The organism is Paenibacillus antarcticus, assembly GCF_001637225.1.
Classification (GTDB): Bacteria; Bacillota; Bacilli; order Paenibacillales; family Paenibacillaceae; genus Paenibacillus_AQ; species Paenibacillus_AQ antarcticus.
Genome location: NZ_LVJI01000009.1, coordinates 89510 through 105688, shown reverse-complemented (window position 1 = coordinate 105688; position 16179 = coordinate 89510). Strand labels below are relative to the sequence as shown.

Annotated in this window: 11 protein-coding genes and 1 other annotated feature; of the genes, 9 read left to right on the top strand and 2 right to left on the bottom strand. The window is 41.0% G+C overall.

Annotation, left to right across the window (positions count from 1 at the left end):
• The first annotated feature begins 44 nt into the window (after positions 1-44).
• The 3 genes from PBAT_RS08000 (at position 45) to PBAT_RS07990 (ending at position 2811) form a co-directional block, all read left to right on the top strand.
• Entirely contained in the window at positions 45-479 is a 435-nt protein-coding gene (locus PBAT_RS08000) for a hypothetical protein (protein WP_068648334.1), read from the top strand.
• 729 nt (positions 480-1208) lie between these two features.
• The gene (locus PBAT_RS07995) at positions 1209-1865 is read left to right on the top strand and encodes a sulfite exporter TauE/SafE family protein (RefSeq protein WP_246168882.1); all 657 of its coding nucleotides are present in this window, start codon (positions 1209-1211) and stop codon (positions 1863-1865) included.
• Positions 1866-2001: 136 nt separating this feature from the next.
• The gene (locus PBAT_RS07990; RefSeq protein ID WP_068648330.1) at positions 2002-2811 is read left to right on the top strand and encodes a hypothetical protein; all 810 of its coding nucleotides are present in this window, start codon (positions 2002-2004) and stop codon (positions 2809-2811) included.
• Between the two features lie 206 nt (positions 2812-3017).
• On the opposite strand, the gene PBAT_RS07985 is transcribed toward PBAT_RS07990, so the two are convergent.
• Positions 3018-4094, bottom strand: a complete 1077-nt coding sequence (locus PBAT_RS07985; protein WP_068648328.1) for a bifunctional 3-deoxy-7-phosphoheptulonate synthase/chorismate mutase — start codon at positions 4092-4094, stop codon at positions 3018-3020.
• A gap of 57 nt (positions 4095-4151) precedes the next feature.
• Positions 4152-4387, bottom strand: a binding site (T-box leader).
• 260 nt (positions 4388-4647) lie between these two features.
• A complete protein-coding gene (locus PBAT_RS07980; RefSeq protein WP_068648325.1) occupies positions 4648-5685 on the bottom strand; it encodes a LacI family DNA-binding transcriptional regulator in 1038 nt (345 codons plus the stop codon).
• 463 nt (positions 5686-6148) lie between these two features.
• Between PBAT_RS07980 and PBAT_RS07975 the strand changes: the two genes are divergently transcribed.
• The 6 genes from PBAT_RS07975 (at position 6149) to PBAT_RS07950 (ending at position 16110) form a co-directional block, all read left to right on the top strand.
• Complete coding sequence (locus PBAT_RS07975; RefSeq protein ID WP_068648322.1) at positions 6149-7102, top strand: ABC transporter permease; 954 nt, start codon at positions 6149-6151, stop codon at positions 7100-7102.
• Positions 7103-7119: 17 nt separating this feature from the next.
• Positions 7120-8001 (top strand): carbohydrate ABC transporter permease, encoded by an 882-nt coding sequence (locus PBAT_RS07970; RefSeq protein WP_068648321.1) that lies wholly within the window; start codon positions 7120-7122, stop codon positions 7999-8001.
• 61 nt (positions 8002-8062) lie between these two features.
• Positions 8063-9676, top strand: a complete 1614-nt coding sequence (locus tag PBAT_RS07965) for an ABC transporter substrate-binding protein (protein ID WP_068648320.1) — start codon at positions 8063-8065, stop codon at positions 9674-9676.
• 136 nt (positions 9677-9812) lie between these two features.
• Positions 9813-11294 carry a glycoside hydrolase family 32 protein gene (locus tag PBAT_RS07960; protein ID WP_068648319.1) on the top strand — a complete coding sequence of 494 codons (1482 nt, stop codon included), beginning with the start codon at positions 9813-9815 and terminating at the stop codon, positions 11292-11294.
• Between the two features lie 21 nt (positions 11295-11315).
• Positions 11316-12206 (top strand): ROK family protein, encoded by an 891-nt coding sequence (locus PBAT_RS07955; protein ID WP_068648317.1) that lies wholly within the window; start codon positions 11316-11318, stop codon positions 12204-12206.
• A gap of 100 nt (positions 12207-12306) precedes the next feature.
• Entirely contained in the window at positions 12307-16110 is a 3804-nt protein-coding gene (locus PBAT_RS07950; protein ID WP_068648316.1) for a GH32 C-terminal domain-containing protein, read from the top strand.
• The last annotated feature ends 69 nt before the right edge of the window (positions 16111-16179 follow it).

Here is a 16179-nt window from a genome sequence, read left to right as displayed (position 1 = left end):
CATAAAAACTAGCCAAATGAGGGAAGTTATGGGTGGGTGATAATATGAAAAATAAATTGATATCTACTCTAGTCCTTTCCATTGGGGCGATACTATCCATTCAGTCAGCAAGTGTTGCTCAACCACATGATGAAACGACTAAAGGAAAAGATGCAATTGAATGGATTGCTTTATGGGGATTCCCACAAACAAGGGAAGAACGATTGGAACGAATGTTAACAACTGAATTGCAACGGAGGACACTATGGGCACTCCAAGAAAAGCAATACTTAAAGACAGGGAAAGAAAATGTTTATTACTTTGACCCACTTCAAGTAACCGATATGAGAGAGGTTACGGGGGGATTTTACGAATTAGATGTTTTAGCGAGTGTACATGAAGTTATTAATAACGAGGTAGATAAGAAAACAGAAAATTATCAAATTACATTCCGCCACAATTACGATTCAGGATTCGTTGTCACACATGTAAGTGAATAAACCCCTAAATTATTGTGCTAACGGGACACGATAGATCGATGGCTGTCTTAAATAGTTGAAGAAGAGATAGCAAATTTTAGAAATGTATTAAACCCTTCCATTTCAAGAGAATCTAGATCTAATAGGTATATATAATTGGGAGGGTTTCTCTATGTACCTGAGTGAATTATGGAAGCTGTATGAAGTTGATAAAAAGATTCAGGGATTCAGTCCGTACACATTAAAGGCCTACTCATTGACGGTCTTCTGATGTCTATAAAACAAACGATATCATTATTACATTTATAGGGGATTCTGGATATCATACACACGTTAAGTTCTTGAGAAAGCGTTGATTCAATGACACGTTATCTAAATATATAGCCTGTAGAGCCCAAGTGGAATAACGCTTGGGTTTTTATTTTCTTAAGGCCCTTATAATATGTTTTAATGCCCCTTAACATGAAATGCATATAGCTCCTAAACTTAGTGAATTAAACTGGAATTAGAGCGACTATAGTGTCTTAAAACACGTATTTTGTAGTGGGTTACAATATGATGCCATGTACAGAAGAATAAAAAGGAGGTTATTTTGTTGAATTATAATTTTAATAAAATATCATTAAAACAGTTGTCTGTTTACATTGAGGGGGGGACAATGAGTATCACGCTTATCATACTGGTTGTCGTTGCGGTTTTTGTTGGTGCTTGATGAAATCTATGTTTGGCTTCGGGGAAGCTATAGTGAGCATGCCTTTACTTGCACTACTTCCGATCACTCTGCAAACTTCGGTTTCTCTAATTGGTATAGCGGGGCTAACCGTAGCTTTACTAACCGTTTTCAGCGGATGGCGTCATGTTGAACGCCCTGTCTTGATCCGACTAGCAGTTTCCACTGTCATCGGAATCCCTTTCGGACTTGTTTTGCTTCATCTTGCTCCTGCAATCGTGATTACGTTTGGACTTGGTGTATTTCTGATTGCTTTTGGATGTTACTCTTTGATTAAGAAGATTCTCTCTCGGGCAATTGAACGTCCACTACTTAATAATCGTGGATGGGTACTTCCGTTCGGATTTGCTTCAGGAATGCTTGGCAGTGCTTATAATTTTAATGGTGTGCCGGTCGTTGTATACGGTACCTTACGACGATGGAATCCAGATCGTTTTCGAGGAACGTTGCAAGCTCATTTTCTTATATCGGGCGTTCTTGTTGTTTCAGGACATGCACTCGGTGGGTTATGGACGTATGACGCATTGATTTATTATGCTTATTCTTTGCCAGCTATTCTCATAGCTACCGCACTCGGTGTGTTTTTAAATAAGAGAATTCCTGCTGGGAAATTTGAACGTTACTTATTTATTATTATTATCGTACTCGGAATTTTATTGTTATTGCCGCGGGGGTAAGCTAGCACATAGAGATTAGATGTAATCATTTGTTACGCTAACGGAGAATGATAGTTCATCAACAATAATTTTGGAACATTTTTACTATTTATTTCGTCTGAACATTGAGGTGATTTGGATGAGAAGGCTGTTTTTATTGGGAGTAATAATAGTCATTGTTTCCTTAACAGGTTGTACTTCGCTTCAGGATAACAACAAGGGATCAGATTTGAATACTTATGAAGGTACACTCACAAGGGTTAAAGTAACTAAAGAAGAGCTCATTGATACCACTCACATAGAAAAGGGAAACTCTGAAGAAATAATAGTAGAGAAAGTGCCGAGCCAACTAAAAGGATACATTGAAGATGAAGTTTTAAAAGTTAGTATACTTGCGGAAATTGATGCAGATAAAATGAATTACAAGACCAATAATGTATTTAGTAATAAAACAGATAAGTCTTTAGATCTAGTGTTTGATGATAACATAACAAAGGATTTACAAATACAATTACAGACTGAGGAAGCGAGGAATATGGTAACTCGAAGTGTAAAAGCTTCAGATTTTGTTCTTGAGGTGACAACACCTACTGTAATCAAATATGGGGGAACACTACAAGTAAAAGGAGTCCTTAAGTATATAGGTAATGAAACCATTAAATTTTCTCATGGTGGACCTATCATTCGCTTTTCCTTTACAGGTAGTAATGAAAGCTGTGCTTATAAAGACATTGGTTATGTAACTGAATTAGTACCAGGTCAAATGTTCGAGGTTGTGGATGAATTTAAAGTAATAAAAACAGGGAAACAAAAACTAACGGTTAGAACGACGACACTTGATGTTAACGATGCACTTATTGAAGGTGTTGGGAACGAAACGTATTTAACAGAAAAAATGGTGGGACGTAATCTTGAATTTGAAAAGAGTAGGCTGTCTATGTTTCCTATTGAAATCCGAGTTAATTGAAATAGCGCTTGTTAAGTTAATAGGACATGATAGTTAAAATTTAACCAAGTCGTCATGATATTCTGAAAAAACAAATAAAGGATAAAATTCAGATAAATTCTGAAACCTCTATCCCTTTTTCTGTTGCGTGAATAGTATATTAATTGCTTATTGAGCAAATTAGACTGCCACTTTGTTGTTATAATCGTTGTTATTTCGAGTTGTTTCTAACGGTTGAACAAACCAGATCCTAGTAGTCCACTCCAGAAGTCGTTGAATTGTGGGATGTCGAGTTGTTGATTGGCGTCAGATAGGGCCGTTTGTGGATCAGGATGTACCTCAACCATGATGCCATCAGCACCCGCAGCAAGAGCAGCTTTGGCACAGGGTAGGAAAATATCCTTACGACCCGTTGAATGTGTGACATCTACCAAGACAGGTAAATGAGTCTCCTGTTTCAACAAAGGTACCGCTGAAATATCTAAGGTATTACGAGTTGATGTCTCGTAGGTGCGAATGCCTCGTTCGATCAGCATCACTTGAGAGTTGCCGTGGTAAAGAATATATTCTGCGGCATGAATGAATTCATCCAGCGTTGCGGCAAGACCGCGCTTCAGTAGAACGGGAATTCTGGCTTCTCCAGCGGCTTTTAACAGTTCGAAATTCTGCATGTTACGAGCACCAATCTGGATGACATCAATGGTTTCAGCTGCGATCTCCATATGTGCAGGGTGAACAATTTCGCTGATAATCGAAAGCCCGAACTCATCGCCAACTTCCTTCAACATTCTTAATCCATCAATTCCGAGTCCTTGGAAATCGTACGGAGATGTGCGAGGTTTGAACGCACCTCCACGCATGACCGTAACACCTGCCGCTTTGAGAGCTGCTGCGACAGTACGTAATTGTTCCATCGATTCAACGGAACATGGGCCAGCTACCATAATAGGGGAACCGTTACCGACAATCGTATTTCCTTTCAAAGGGATAACTGTATTGGATTCATGTTGTTTACGGCTAACCAATAACGTACGTTTATGTTCTTTCTCTTGAACACCGAGCGAAGCTTTGAAAATCTCTTTGAACAAATGTTTAATCGTACTATTGTCGAAGGGACCCTGATTATTGGCAATAAGATGCTCCAACATTTCTTTTTCACGAATGGGATCAAATTTAGGCACACCTTGTTTTTCTTTGACTAAGCCAATCTCGTGGCTAATGCGGGCGCGATCATTTAATAACGCTAACAGTTTATGATTTACCTCTTGTAGCTCATTTCTTAATTGATCTAATGGTGTATTCATATCTCCATAACCTCCAAGTTATATAATCATTAATTAAAAAAATAAAAAGGCTGTCTCGCAAGGGACGGAAATATATCCGCGGTACCACCCTCGTTAGACAGCCAATAGAATTGGTTTCTCACTTAACACGATAACGGCGTGTGCCGGACTTCCCTACCGCAACCCGGGTGCGTTCAGGAAGTCGACTCTGGAGTGAATTTCATCCGTGCAACTCCTGTCGGTTCGCTCTCAATCAGTGGCGTACCGTCCCTGTTAGGGTGCAGTGGATTACTTATCTCCATCATAGTCTGTGAATTATTAGTTGAATTTTTCTCATTATATGCGTGGTAAGAAAAGGAATGCAAGTATTTAATTTAACGCGGTGACGTGCTTGGCTGTCGTAACTTTATAGCGACATATAGTACCAATGTTGAACGAGGGGCTGCCAATTGGCAGCCCCTCATTTCAATTAAATATAGTCGATACTTCACTTGTTATTAGCTTAGCGAAAAGTACGATGCTTGCAAGGATCACTTCAAAATGGAGTATTTCTTATCTCTAAATTATGAAATCATCAGCTGATATTAGGTGTAGAGTCTCTTATGATGAGTTTGGTATAGATATGAGAAACCTGATAGGGTTGCCTCGGATTATTAATTCGTGAAAGAAGCATTTCAGCTGCTTTGACACCCATCTCATTACTATAAATATGAACAGTGGTGAGATGAGGTTCTACAATGCTAGATTCAGGGCCGTTATCAAAACCACAAATGACGATGTCATTAGGAATGGAGAGTGTGTTTTTGAGTGACTTCATGATGGTAACCGCAATATAATCGTTAGCACACACGAAAGCAGAAGGGAGCTCATTTATTTGGCTCAGCCTAGCATCTGCCCACCCAGGACTTGAAAAAAATAGTCGATCGTCATCGAGAACACATTGCGAGAGATCAAGCTGAATCCCAGATTCTGTCAGGGCGCGATTAAAGCCAACCCATCTTTCATTAAAACTTCTACAGTGATTATAGTCCCCGATGAACCCCAATGTTCTATAACCGCCATCAATTAACTTTTTGGTAAGTTGATAAGTACTGTGTTCATTCTCCATGAGAAGTACATCTGCTTGAAACTCAGGGTAACATGCATGTGCAGAACAGTCGATGAAAATAGTCGGAATATCAAGACTTGTAATCAGCTTACTATATTCCAAATTGAATAACTCAATACAAATGATTCCATCCACATTGGAGACATCAAAATTATTTGGAAGAGTAAGAGACTCCTGATCAATGTCTCTTATAATGTGCATTGATAAATTATATCCTTCCGCACTGATTCGTTTCTCCATGCCACTGATTAGTTTCGATCCAATGTGAGAAGTATTAGGTAAGTTTTCTGTTAATAAAGCGATGTTCCCAGGGGTTCTTGATAGAATACTCTCTGTCTCCATAAAAGCAAATTGTTTATATTTTAATTCTATCGCTTTTTTAATCACTTTGTTTCTAGTTTCATCAGGTATATTGATCGTTCCATTCAAGGCTTTGGAAGCTGTATTTCTGGAGATCCCCAAAGCATCTGCGATGTCTTGTATGGTTACTTTTTCCTTAGCCATGTATGTAATTCACCTCTATATTCATCTTCTTAATAGTCACCACAATTAGTAGTTACTTGTCATTATTTTAACTCTCTTTAATGTATAATAGTTTTCCTAAAATAGCAATGCGATTGTTACAAATGCATAAATAAGTTTACATTTAACGAGTGAACATGTGTCTGGATATCTATTATTTTTTTCTTGATGTTATGTATATTCAAGATAAAATTATAAATAACACCTCAAATTTACGTGTATTTCAATATAATTCCATTTAAAATGAATGTGTTTGTAATTATGTATAACATTAAACGCATTTTATGAACAAGTTAACTTGTCATATGCACATATTATTTTTTACAAAATGTATTGACGAACGATATCATGTTTGGTAAATTGTAAATGCATCAAGACATTAGCCGAAAATGAAAGCCCTTACTGCATCTAGATGTAAACATTGATAAGAACGGAGGTAAAGGCAATGCATAACCCAATAGAAGCCGAACACAGAACAATGGTGACAAGACATAAGAGTTCCATACTTGATTATGTAAAGAAGCATTACTTTCTTTATATTTTGCTCGCACCAGCTGTGATCTTGACCCTTATTTTTAAATACGGTCCTATGTATGGCGCGATTATTGCATTTAAAGATTTCAGCCCAATCAAAGGTATCATGGGGAGTGAATGGGTAGGTTTGTACAACTTCGAGAAATTCCTGTCTTCTCCCAATTTCGAAGTTATTTTTATGAATACGCTTAAATTAAGTTTTTTCGGTTTAATTCTGAGTTTTCCAGTTCCAATCTTGATTGCCTTGATGTTGAATCAGATTCGGCGTGCAAGAGTCAAAAAGAACATTCAATTGTTCTTGTATGCACCTAACTTTATTTCTGTCGTGGTCGTGGTCGGGATGTTGTTTATCTTCTTGTCCCCAACGGGACCGATTAACCAGTTGTTTACCTGGCTTACAGGTGAACCGATCATGTTCATGTCTCGTCCTGAATATTTCCGCTGGATATACATTCTATCTGATGTTTGGACTGGGGCAGGTTGGGCATCCATTATTTATGTAGCAGCACTAGCTAACGTCGATCCTGAGTTACATAATGCAGCCAATCTCGATGGTGCTAATCTACTACAAAGAATACGTCATATTGATCTGCCAACCATACGTCCAATTATGGCCATCGTATTTATACTCGCAGCTGGAGGAATTATGTCGATTGGATTCGAGAAGGCCTACCTTATGCAAACAGCAATGAACTTGCCAACATCAGAAATCATTCCGACTTACGTTTACAAAATTGGTTTGCAGTCGGGCGACTATGCTTATTCAGCAGCAGTAGGATTGTTTAACTCTCTCATCAATATCATCATGCTCCTCACAGTTAACTTCATTGTGAAGAAACTGAATGAGGGCGAAGGTCTTTACTAAGAAAGGAGCAACAAGACATGCCCATTAAACATTCCGGACTAGACCGTTTTATCATCGTTATGAACGCGATCTTTCTGACACTGGCCGTACTTATCGTCGTTCTTCCCTTGACTTATGTAGTGATCGCATCCTTTATGGATCCATCTGTGTTACTCAGTAAAGGATTATCATTTCATTTATCCGACTGGTCATTAGAAGGGTATAAAAAGATTCTTTCTAACCCGGCCATGATCCGAGGTTTTGGAAACGCTGTATTATACTCCGTTTCATTTGCAATCCTTACCGTGGTCATCTCGATCTGTGCAGGGTACGCACTCTCTGATGACAGACTCAAAGGAAAAAGTTTCTTCATGACACTGTTTATTATCACCATGTTCTTCGGAGGCGGACTTATACCTACATATCTGCTCGTTAAGAACCTTGGTCTGCTTGATACGATTTGGGCGGTGATCATTCCTGGGGCGGTTAGCGTGTGGAACATCATTCTCTCCAGAACTTTCTTCAAAGGAGTACCGAATGAACTGAAGGATGCCGCTAATGTGGATGGAGCTTCGGAAATGCGAATCTTCACCAGTATCGTATTGCCGCTCTCTAAACCGATCATTTTTGTACTCGCACTATATGCCTTTGTCGGACAGTGGAACTCCTACTTTGACGCTATGATCTATTTAGATAATCCGAATCTTCATCCGCTGCAACTCGTACTGCGTTCCATCTTGATTCAGAATCAGGTGGATCCGGGTATGATCAGCGATCAACTCGCCATGGCGGAAATGAAGCGATTGTCTGAAATCATCAAGTATGCTGCCATCGTTGTTTCCAGTTTGCCACTCATTATTATGTATCCTTTCTTCCAAAAGTACTTTGAAAAAGGTGTTATGGTCGGTTCCCTTAAATAGGAAACAGGCAGCACATAGATAAAGATTATTATATTCATATCTAATTTGGAGGTCATATCCTATGAAAAGAAACAAAAAATCAAGAGTTTCGACGAAAGCAGCTTCTGCGTCTGTACTTGCTTCTCTTATGTTCCTTACTGCATGCGGGGGTGGAAGTGGAGGAGGAAGTGCTGCTAGTAAAAAACAGGATCCAAGCGGTAAAGTAACGCTGAACTTTATTACGCAAAGCTCCGCGCTTGCACCAGCTGATCCGAATGAAAAACTGATTAATAAACGCCTTGAAGAAAAGACGAATGTTCATATTAACTGGAAAAATTTCACGAATGATGTGTTTGTTGAGAAAAGAAACTTGGCTGTGGCAAGTGGTGATCTTCCTGATGCTATTTTTAATGCGGACTACAGCGACTATGAGTTGCTCAAACTTGCTAAAGACGGTGTTATTATCTCGCTGAATGATATTATTGAGAACAATATGCCCAACTTCCAAAATGTACTGGAAGAAGCGCCAGAATATAAGAGCATGATTACGGCGCCAGACGGTAATATTTATGCATTTCCGTGGATTGAAGAGCTGGGTAACGGCAAAGAAAGAATACAGGCTGTAGACAGTATGCCTTGGATCAATATGGAATGGCTTAAGAAGCTGGGGCTTGATGTGCCTACAACAACAGAAGAATTAAAAGAAGTATTAATTGCATTCAAGACAAAAGATCCGAATGGCAACGGTAAAGCTGACGAAATTCCCTTGTCCTTTATTAATAAGCCGGGAGCAGAAGATCTAGCGTTCCTATTTGCTTCGTTCGGTTTGGGTGAGAACCCTGACCACGCAGTTGTAAGCGATGATGGGAAAGTGATATTTACGGCAACACAAGAAGACTACAAAGAAGCAGTTTCTTTTATTAACGAGTTGTATAAAGAAGGACTCATTGATATAGAAGCATATACACAGGACTGGAGTACTTACCTTGCAAAAGGAAAGGATCAGAAACACGGACTTTACTTCTCATGGGATAAAGCCAACATCACTGGAGCTAATGATACTTACGATGTCATGCCACCCCTTGCTGGACCAGATGGTGAAGTTAACGTAACAAGAACGAACTCGCTTGGTTTGGGAAGAGGTAAGATGGTTGTCACTAGCTCCAATAAGAACTTGGACACGACAGCAAAATGGGTAGACCAACTGTACGATCCGGTTCAATCTGTACAGAACAACTGGGGAACTTATGGAGACGACACACAGAAGAATATCTTCGAATTAGATGAGGCAAAAGGAATGCTGAAACATTTGCCATTGGATGGTGCCGCTCCTGTAGAACTACGTGAGAAATCAAGTATTGGTGGACCACTCGCGATCCTTGACTCGTATTATGGTAAATACACAACCATGCCGGATGATGCCAAAGGTAGAATGGATATTATTAAGAACATTATGGCACCAAAAATGAAGGCAGAAAACGTCATGCCAAGCGTATTTAATTCCATTGAAGAGCTTGATCGCCTTACGACAATTGAAACTGATCTTTTTGCATACGTGCTTAGAATGCGTACTGAATGGTATCAAAACGGTAAAATCGAAGCGCAGTGGAATGAATACTTGAAAGAACTGAACCGTCTGGGCTTGCAAGAGTGGATTGAAATTAAACAAGGTGGCTATGACAGAGCAACAAAATAACAAAATATAAATAATAAATATTAAATGGTGAAGGTCGTGTTCCATGCATTTACACTGCTGTACACGACCTTCTTCAATGAATAATAGAGAGGGTCTTAGAATCAAGACCTTATAACGGGAGTAAAGGAGAAAACATATGTCTACGATAACGAAACAAAATTACCGAGGAGTCTATCATTTTTCACCAAAGGAAAAGTGGATGAATGATCCAAATGGAATGGTATATTTCCAGGGAGAGTATCATTTGTTCTTCCAGCACCATCCGAGTGGAATGACCTGGGGACCCATGCACTGGGGCCATGCGGTTAGCAAGGATCTATGTACATGGGAGGAGCTACCTATCGCGCTCGCTCCAGATGAACTAGGTATGATTTTTTCAGGGAGTGCCGTCGTTGACTGGAATAATACGACTGGATTTTTTGAAGATAAACCAGGTCTTGTCGCGATCTTTACACACCATTTGGAAATGCCAGAAGGCAAGCCAGCCATTCAGCGTCAAAGCCTGGCTTACAGTAAAGATAACGGAAGAACCTGGGCGAGATATGAAGGGAATCCGGTACTTGAACATGATACATTTATTGATTTCCGTGACCCTAAAGTATTTTGGAATAAAGAGACTAATCAATGGGTGATGATTATCGCTTGTGGTCAAACGGTATGTCTGTATCATTCTCCTGATCTGATTAACTGGACATATGCCAGTGAATTCGGTGAAGAAGTGGGTTCTCATGACGGTGTATGGGAATGCCCAGACCTATTTCCGCTTGCCATTGATGGCGATCATTTGAACACGAAATGGGTCATGCTAGTGAGCATCGGTTCGGATCCCGCTTTTGTAGAAGGGTCAAGAACGCAGTATTTTACAGGTGACTTTGATGGAGAAGTATTCACACCAGATGAAGATTCACTAACTGTTCGCTGGTTAGATTATGGTAGGGATAATTATGCAGGTGTCAGCTGGTCGGACGTACCCGCTGAAGATGGAAGACGACTATTTATCGGCTGGATGAGTAACTGGATGTATGCTAACCAAACGCCAACAGAAGGATTCCGCGGTGCGATGACGATTGCAAGAGAGCTTTACCTTGAATCAAGAAGTGGGGGAATTATTCTTGTTCAGAAGCCAGTAAAAGAATTGGAAACTGCTCGAGTACCTGTTCTTTCGTTAAAAGATGTGTCTATACGAGAAATTAATACTTCTCTTGCTAAACTTCACTTGGAATCTTATGAGATTATCGCCGAGTTCTCTAGAGGTAAATCAGTAGGATTCAAAGTAAGAGTTGGTGCGGATAAACAAACAGTGATCGGTATCAACGGTGTGACAGAGGAACTTTATGTCGATCGGATGGCTTCAGGTCAGCATGATTTCCATGAACATTTCTTAGGACATCATTCAGCCAAATTGGAAGCACTTGGTGATTCACATGATCTTCGTATTTATGTGGATTGCGCATCTGTTGAGGTGTTCAGTAATGGGGGGCAAGCAGTGATTACAGATCTTATATTCCCTGCACTAGAATCTACTGGTATTGCTGTGTTTGGAGAGAATGAGAATGACTTGCTGATTTCTTTAGATATCTATGAGCTTACTCTCTCTGCTGAAATAGACAAGAATTAGTCACTGAGAGGAGGCGTGTATATGAGTATAGGAGCGATTGAAGCTGGCGGGACGAAGTTCATATGTGGCATCGGGAATGACAATGGAGAAATTGAGGATCAGATTAGTTTCCCAACAGAACATCCTGAGCAGACCCTACCCAAAGTTATTCAATATTTTCAAGACAAACAAGTAGAAGCAATCGGAATTGGATCGTTCGGTCCGATCGATATACGCCCAGATAGAAAGACATATGGTTATGTTACAACAACACCAAAACCAGGCTGGGGAAATTACGATATGCTGGGCATTTTGAAAAGAGAATTTTCGGTTCCCTTTGGATGGGACACGGACGTTAATGCAGCGGCATTTGGTGAGGCTAAATGGGGGGCTGCCCAAGGGTTGTCCAGCTGTTTGTACTATACAGTTGGTACCGGTGTTGGGGTCGGCGTGTATTCAGAAGGCAAACTCGTGCATGGTCTTGTTCATCCCGAAGGGGGTCATGTTCTTACGAGACGCCATCCTGACGATGTATTCTCTGGGGTATGTCCCTATCATGGGGACTGCCTAGAAGGGATGGCGGCAGGTCCTGCAATTGAAGCAAGGTGGGGGAAGAAGGGACATGAACTACCTAGGGATCACAGCGCTTGGGAGATGGAAGCATTTTATATTGCGCAGAGTATTACAGGTGCAATTTTATTAAACTCACCTGAGAAAATCATTCTGGGCGGTGGCGTCATGCAACAGTCGCAGTTGTTTCCACTCATTCGGAAGGCTGTGTTAGAGAACCTGAATGGATATGTGAGTTCAAGTGTCATTCTAGACCACATAGATGATTATATTGTTCCACCAGGACTAGGTCAGCAAGCTGGATTATGCGGTGCTCTAGCACTCGGACTTACAGCAAGAGATCACCAGATCTCAGCCTTATAGTACAAATATTTGAAAATGGTGACCGGTTATGTTGTAGAACTGGTCACCTTCTTCTTTTGACAAAAATTATCATCAGTGAATAGAAGAGAGGCTAAAGAAGATGAAAAATAAAACCAAATATTCAGTATGCTTTCTGATGGCAATTGTACTTGTTATGTCTTCAGTAGGCATTTATGTAGCTAATCCCAGTACGGGATGGGCAGCGCTCGCTGATCAGCAGGCAAGCAATCAGGCAAAGGAGGGTCTCTCTATTATTGAAAGCGTAACCAAAACAAATACAAATTTAATAGGTTGGCAATTAAAAGGAAAAGGGAAGATGGAGGATACTCCCGAAGGAATCTTGCTGACTTCCGATCCGAAAGAAAATGTAATGGCAATCTCCGAAGCGGTGTCAGAGGATTTCATATATGAAGCTGACGTCATGATCAAGGATATGAAAGCTGATTCGACCTTGCTGTTCCGTTCTAATGAGGATGGTTGGGGTTCCTATATGCTCCAAATCGTACCGAATGCGGGAATAATTCGTTTGCGAGATGCAAGCGGTGGTGAAGGGAAATTAAATGAGGGGCGCAACGTTACTGTAAAGGAAGGAGAGATCTATCATCTCAAGGTGAAAGCAGAGGGCTCCTCACTGAAAGTATATTGGGGCAATCAATATCAACCTGTGATTGAAGTTCAAGACACTGCGTATCTTACTGGTAAGCTCGGACTCAATGTTTGGGATGGTTCTGCTTTGTTCCAAAATATAACCGTAAGTGATCTGAAAGGTAATCTTGGTGCTGTGGTTACAAATAAAGGACAATGGCAGCCTAATATCAGCGGCAAGAAAGGAGCAGTAGTAAACCAGACTAAAGCACAGCAAATGTATAACAAACAGGCAGCTGATTTTGTATATGAAGGAAATATATCTCTTCGTCCTGATGCTGTTGCAGCGCTCGTATTTCGTTCATCATCTGATGGAACAAACGGATATGAAGCTACCCTTGCGAAGGAAGGAGCTCAGGTTCGTGTAAGTTTGACGAAAGCTAACGGAACAACAATTGCAAGTTCAAAGCGTACCTATCCGAGTCTGACGGAAGCCAAACATCATGTAGAGATTAAGGCGAAGGGTAACAGAATTCAGGTCTTCCTAGACGGATACGCTCCGGCGGCAATCGATGTAACAGATAAAACCTATACCGCTGGTAATGTAGGAATTGTCGTTAAACAAGGAACGGCTTACTTCCAAGATGCATATGTAACGGATGCTAGCCATTATTATAATGAAAAATATCGTCCTCAGTATCACTATACGCCAATTCGTGGTTCTGCAAGTGATCCGAATGGACTTGTCTACTTCGAAGGAGAGTACCATCTATTCTATCAGGACGGAGGCACTTGGGCGCATTCCGTTAGTAAGGATATGCTGAACTGGAAGCGACTTCCGATTGCACTCCCATGGAATGATAATGGACATGTCTGGTCTGGATCGGCTGTGGCAGATTTGACGAATGCATCAGGTCTGTTCGGAGATTCAGGAGGTAAGGGGCTAATCGCATACTACACTTCCTATAATCCAGATGGCACGAATGGGAATCAGCGTATCGGTCTTGCATACAGCAAGGACCAAGGTCGTACTTGGGAATATTCCAAAGATCGTCCAATGGTTATCGAGAATCCCGGTAAGAATGGAGAGGATCTTGGAGGTTGGGATTTCCGTGATCCGAAAGTAATCCGTGATGAAGAGAATAATCGCTGGGTTATGGTTGTGTCCGGTGGAGATCATATTCGTTTCTTCACATCGACGAATCTGTTGGATTGGACCCTAACAGATACTTGGGGATACGGGGACTATGTTCGAGGCGGTGTATGGGAATGCCCTGATTTGCTCCAGCTTCCGGTAGACGGAACATCACAGAAGAAATGGGTCCTGATGATTAGTACAGGAGCGAATTCGGCAACAGGCGGATCGGACGCTGAATATTTTGTTGGTAATCTAACAGCGGATGGTAAATTCGTGAATGATAATCCGGCAGGGAAAGTACTAAGAACAGACTTTGGGAAAGAATTTTACGCATCCATGTCTTTTTCCAACATGCCTGATCATCGCAGCGTAATGATGGCATGGATGACCAACTGGGATTATCCATTTGCTTTCCCAACGAGCAACTGGAAGGGAGAACTGTCTATCCCAAGAGAAGTCTCATTAGTAACGACTAAAGATGGAATTCGGATCGCTCAAACCCCGATCAAGGAGTTGGAATCGCTACGTAGTCAGCTATACACTACTGCTAATAAAGTGGTGAGTCCTTCTTCTCAAAACCTACTGAAAGGCGTTACAACTGGTGCATACGAGATTGAAGTTGATGTGGAAATTCCTCTAGGAAGTAAGGTAACAGAGTTTGGGTTTAACATTCGTGAAGGAGGAAGTCAGAAGACGGTTGTTGGTTATAAACCTAGTGAAAGTCAAATATTCGTGGATCGGTCTGCTTCCGGAGTGACGGATTTTTCCAATCGTTTTAGTACAAGACATGAAGCGCCAATGCAAGCTGAGAACAAGCGTGTTAAGATGCGTATTCTTGTAGATGAGTCTTCTGTTGAGGTCTTTGGTAACAACGGTAAGGTCGTTTTCTCTGACGTTATCTTTCCGGATCCTGCCAGCAGAGCAATGAGCTTTTACACAAAAGGAGGTAACGTAAATGTCGTATCTCTGAAGGTGAATCAGTTAGTCTCTGTATGGAATCAGGAGGCAAGTTCAGCAACTAAGATTTCGATGGATACAACTGATCGTGAACTGAGTAAGGGACAGAGCGACACACTCCTGGCGATGGTAGAGAATGGTCCCGGTAATGGTACACAGCCGATAAAATGGGAATCCAGTAACAAAGATGTGGTTGTACTCAAAGTGGTAGACAAATCACAGGCAACTATTGTAGCGAAAGAAAAAGGTGAGTCGATTATTACCGTCTCTACTCCTAATGGGAAGACGTCAGCAAGTGTACTAGTTAAGGTATCCGGTGGTGAATTTCATACGAACTTAAGTGGATGGACTAAAGATCTATCTACAGCCTCCTGGGTCGTTAGTGAGAATGGAATTCGCGGAAATCACTGGAGTGACGCGAATTATATCGCAGAGGAGCAGGCAGGGAATTTTACTTATGAAGCAGATATGATGCTGGGTAAATCTGGAGGAGCGGGCTCTATTGTGTTCCGTGCGAACGAAGATGGACGTAGCGGATACTACCTAAATATGGATCCAAATATGAAGTCCATTCGGCTGTTCTATAAAATCGACGGACATTTTGAAGATCGCCAGATCCTAGCGAAAGTACCGTCTTTCATTCAGCCGGGTCAAACCTATAAAGTGAAAATCGAAGCGAATGGTCCGCATATTGTGGTTTATGTGGATGGACATAAAGTGATTGAACTGCAGGATGGTACATTTGCAGAAGGTCACTTTGGACTAAATGTATTTGGTGGATACGCAACATATCAGAATGTTAACGTGAGCGGAAAAGAACCAGCCAACCTTACCACATCAAGTCTTGTAAATGCAGGACTACAGAAATCTATCTATACAGCAAATCTTGCAAATGGTGAAGCAGTTAGCTTGAAGGATGTAAATGTTGCCTCTGATCAGAAGTGGGTATTTGTGCCGACAGGAGACGATGCAGGGTCCTATTCCATTCGTACAACATCCGGTCAGGCACTTGACCTAGATACGGGACATAATAAAATTCAGTTGTACCACTATCTCGGATATAACAATCAGCGTTGGATTCTTCACAAGAATGATGACGGTACCCTAAGTATTATCTCAGTTCATCATATGAAAGCACTGGAAGTATCAGAGGATGGAACGACACTGCTTCTAAACGAGCTTGATTCTAGCCTTGATCGTCAAAAATGGGTAATTAAGAATTAATTTGAGGAAGACCCGACATACATGAATTGAAAAGGACAATCACATGTACGCTAAAAGAGACAAAGGCTG

Bases quoted from the DNA above. Each gene is read 5' to 3' on its own strand.
- PBAT_RS08000 (WP_068648334.1), top strand. From the start codon at position 45: ATGAAAAATAAATTGATATCTACTCTAGTCCTTTCCATTGGGGCGATA.
- PBAT_RS07995 (WP_246168882.1), top strand. From the start codon at position 1,209: ATGCCTTTACTTGCACTACTTCCGATCACTCTGCAAACTTCGGTTTCT.
- PBAT_RS07985 (WP_068648328.1), bottom strand. From the start codon at position 4,094: ATGAATACACCATTAGATCAATTAAGAAATGAGCTACAAGAGGTAAAT.
- PBAT_RS07980 (WP_068648325.1), bottom strand. From the start codon at position 5,685: ATGGCTAAGGAAAAAGTAACCATACAAGACATCGCAGATGCTTTGGGG.
- PBAT_RS07975 (WP_068648322.1), top strand. From the start codon at position 6,149: ATGCATAACCCAATAGAAGCCGAACACAGAACAATGGTGACAAGACAT.
- PBAT_RS07970 (WP_068648321.1), top strand. From the start codon at position 7,120: ATGCCCATTAAACATTCCGGACTAGACCGTTTTATCATCGTTATGAAC.
- PBAT_RS07965 (WP_068648320.1), top strand. From the start codon at position 8,063: ATGAAAAGAAACAAAAAATCAAGAGTTTCGACGAAAGCAGCTTCTGCG.
- PBAT_RS07960 (WP_068648319.1), top strand. From the start codon at position 9,813: ATGTCTACGATAACGAAACAAAATTACCGAGGAGTCTATCATTTTTCA.
- PBAT_RS07955 (WP_068648317.1), top strand. From the start codon at position 11,316: ATGAGTATAGGAGCGATTGAAGCTGGCGGGACGAAGTTCATATGTGGC.
- PBAT_RS07950 (WP_068648316.1), top strand. From the start codon at position 12,307: ATGAAAAATAAAACCAAATATTCAGTATGCTTTCTGATGGCAATTGTA.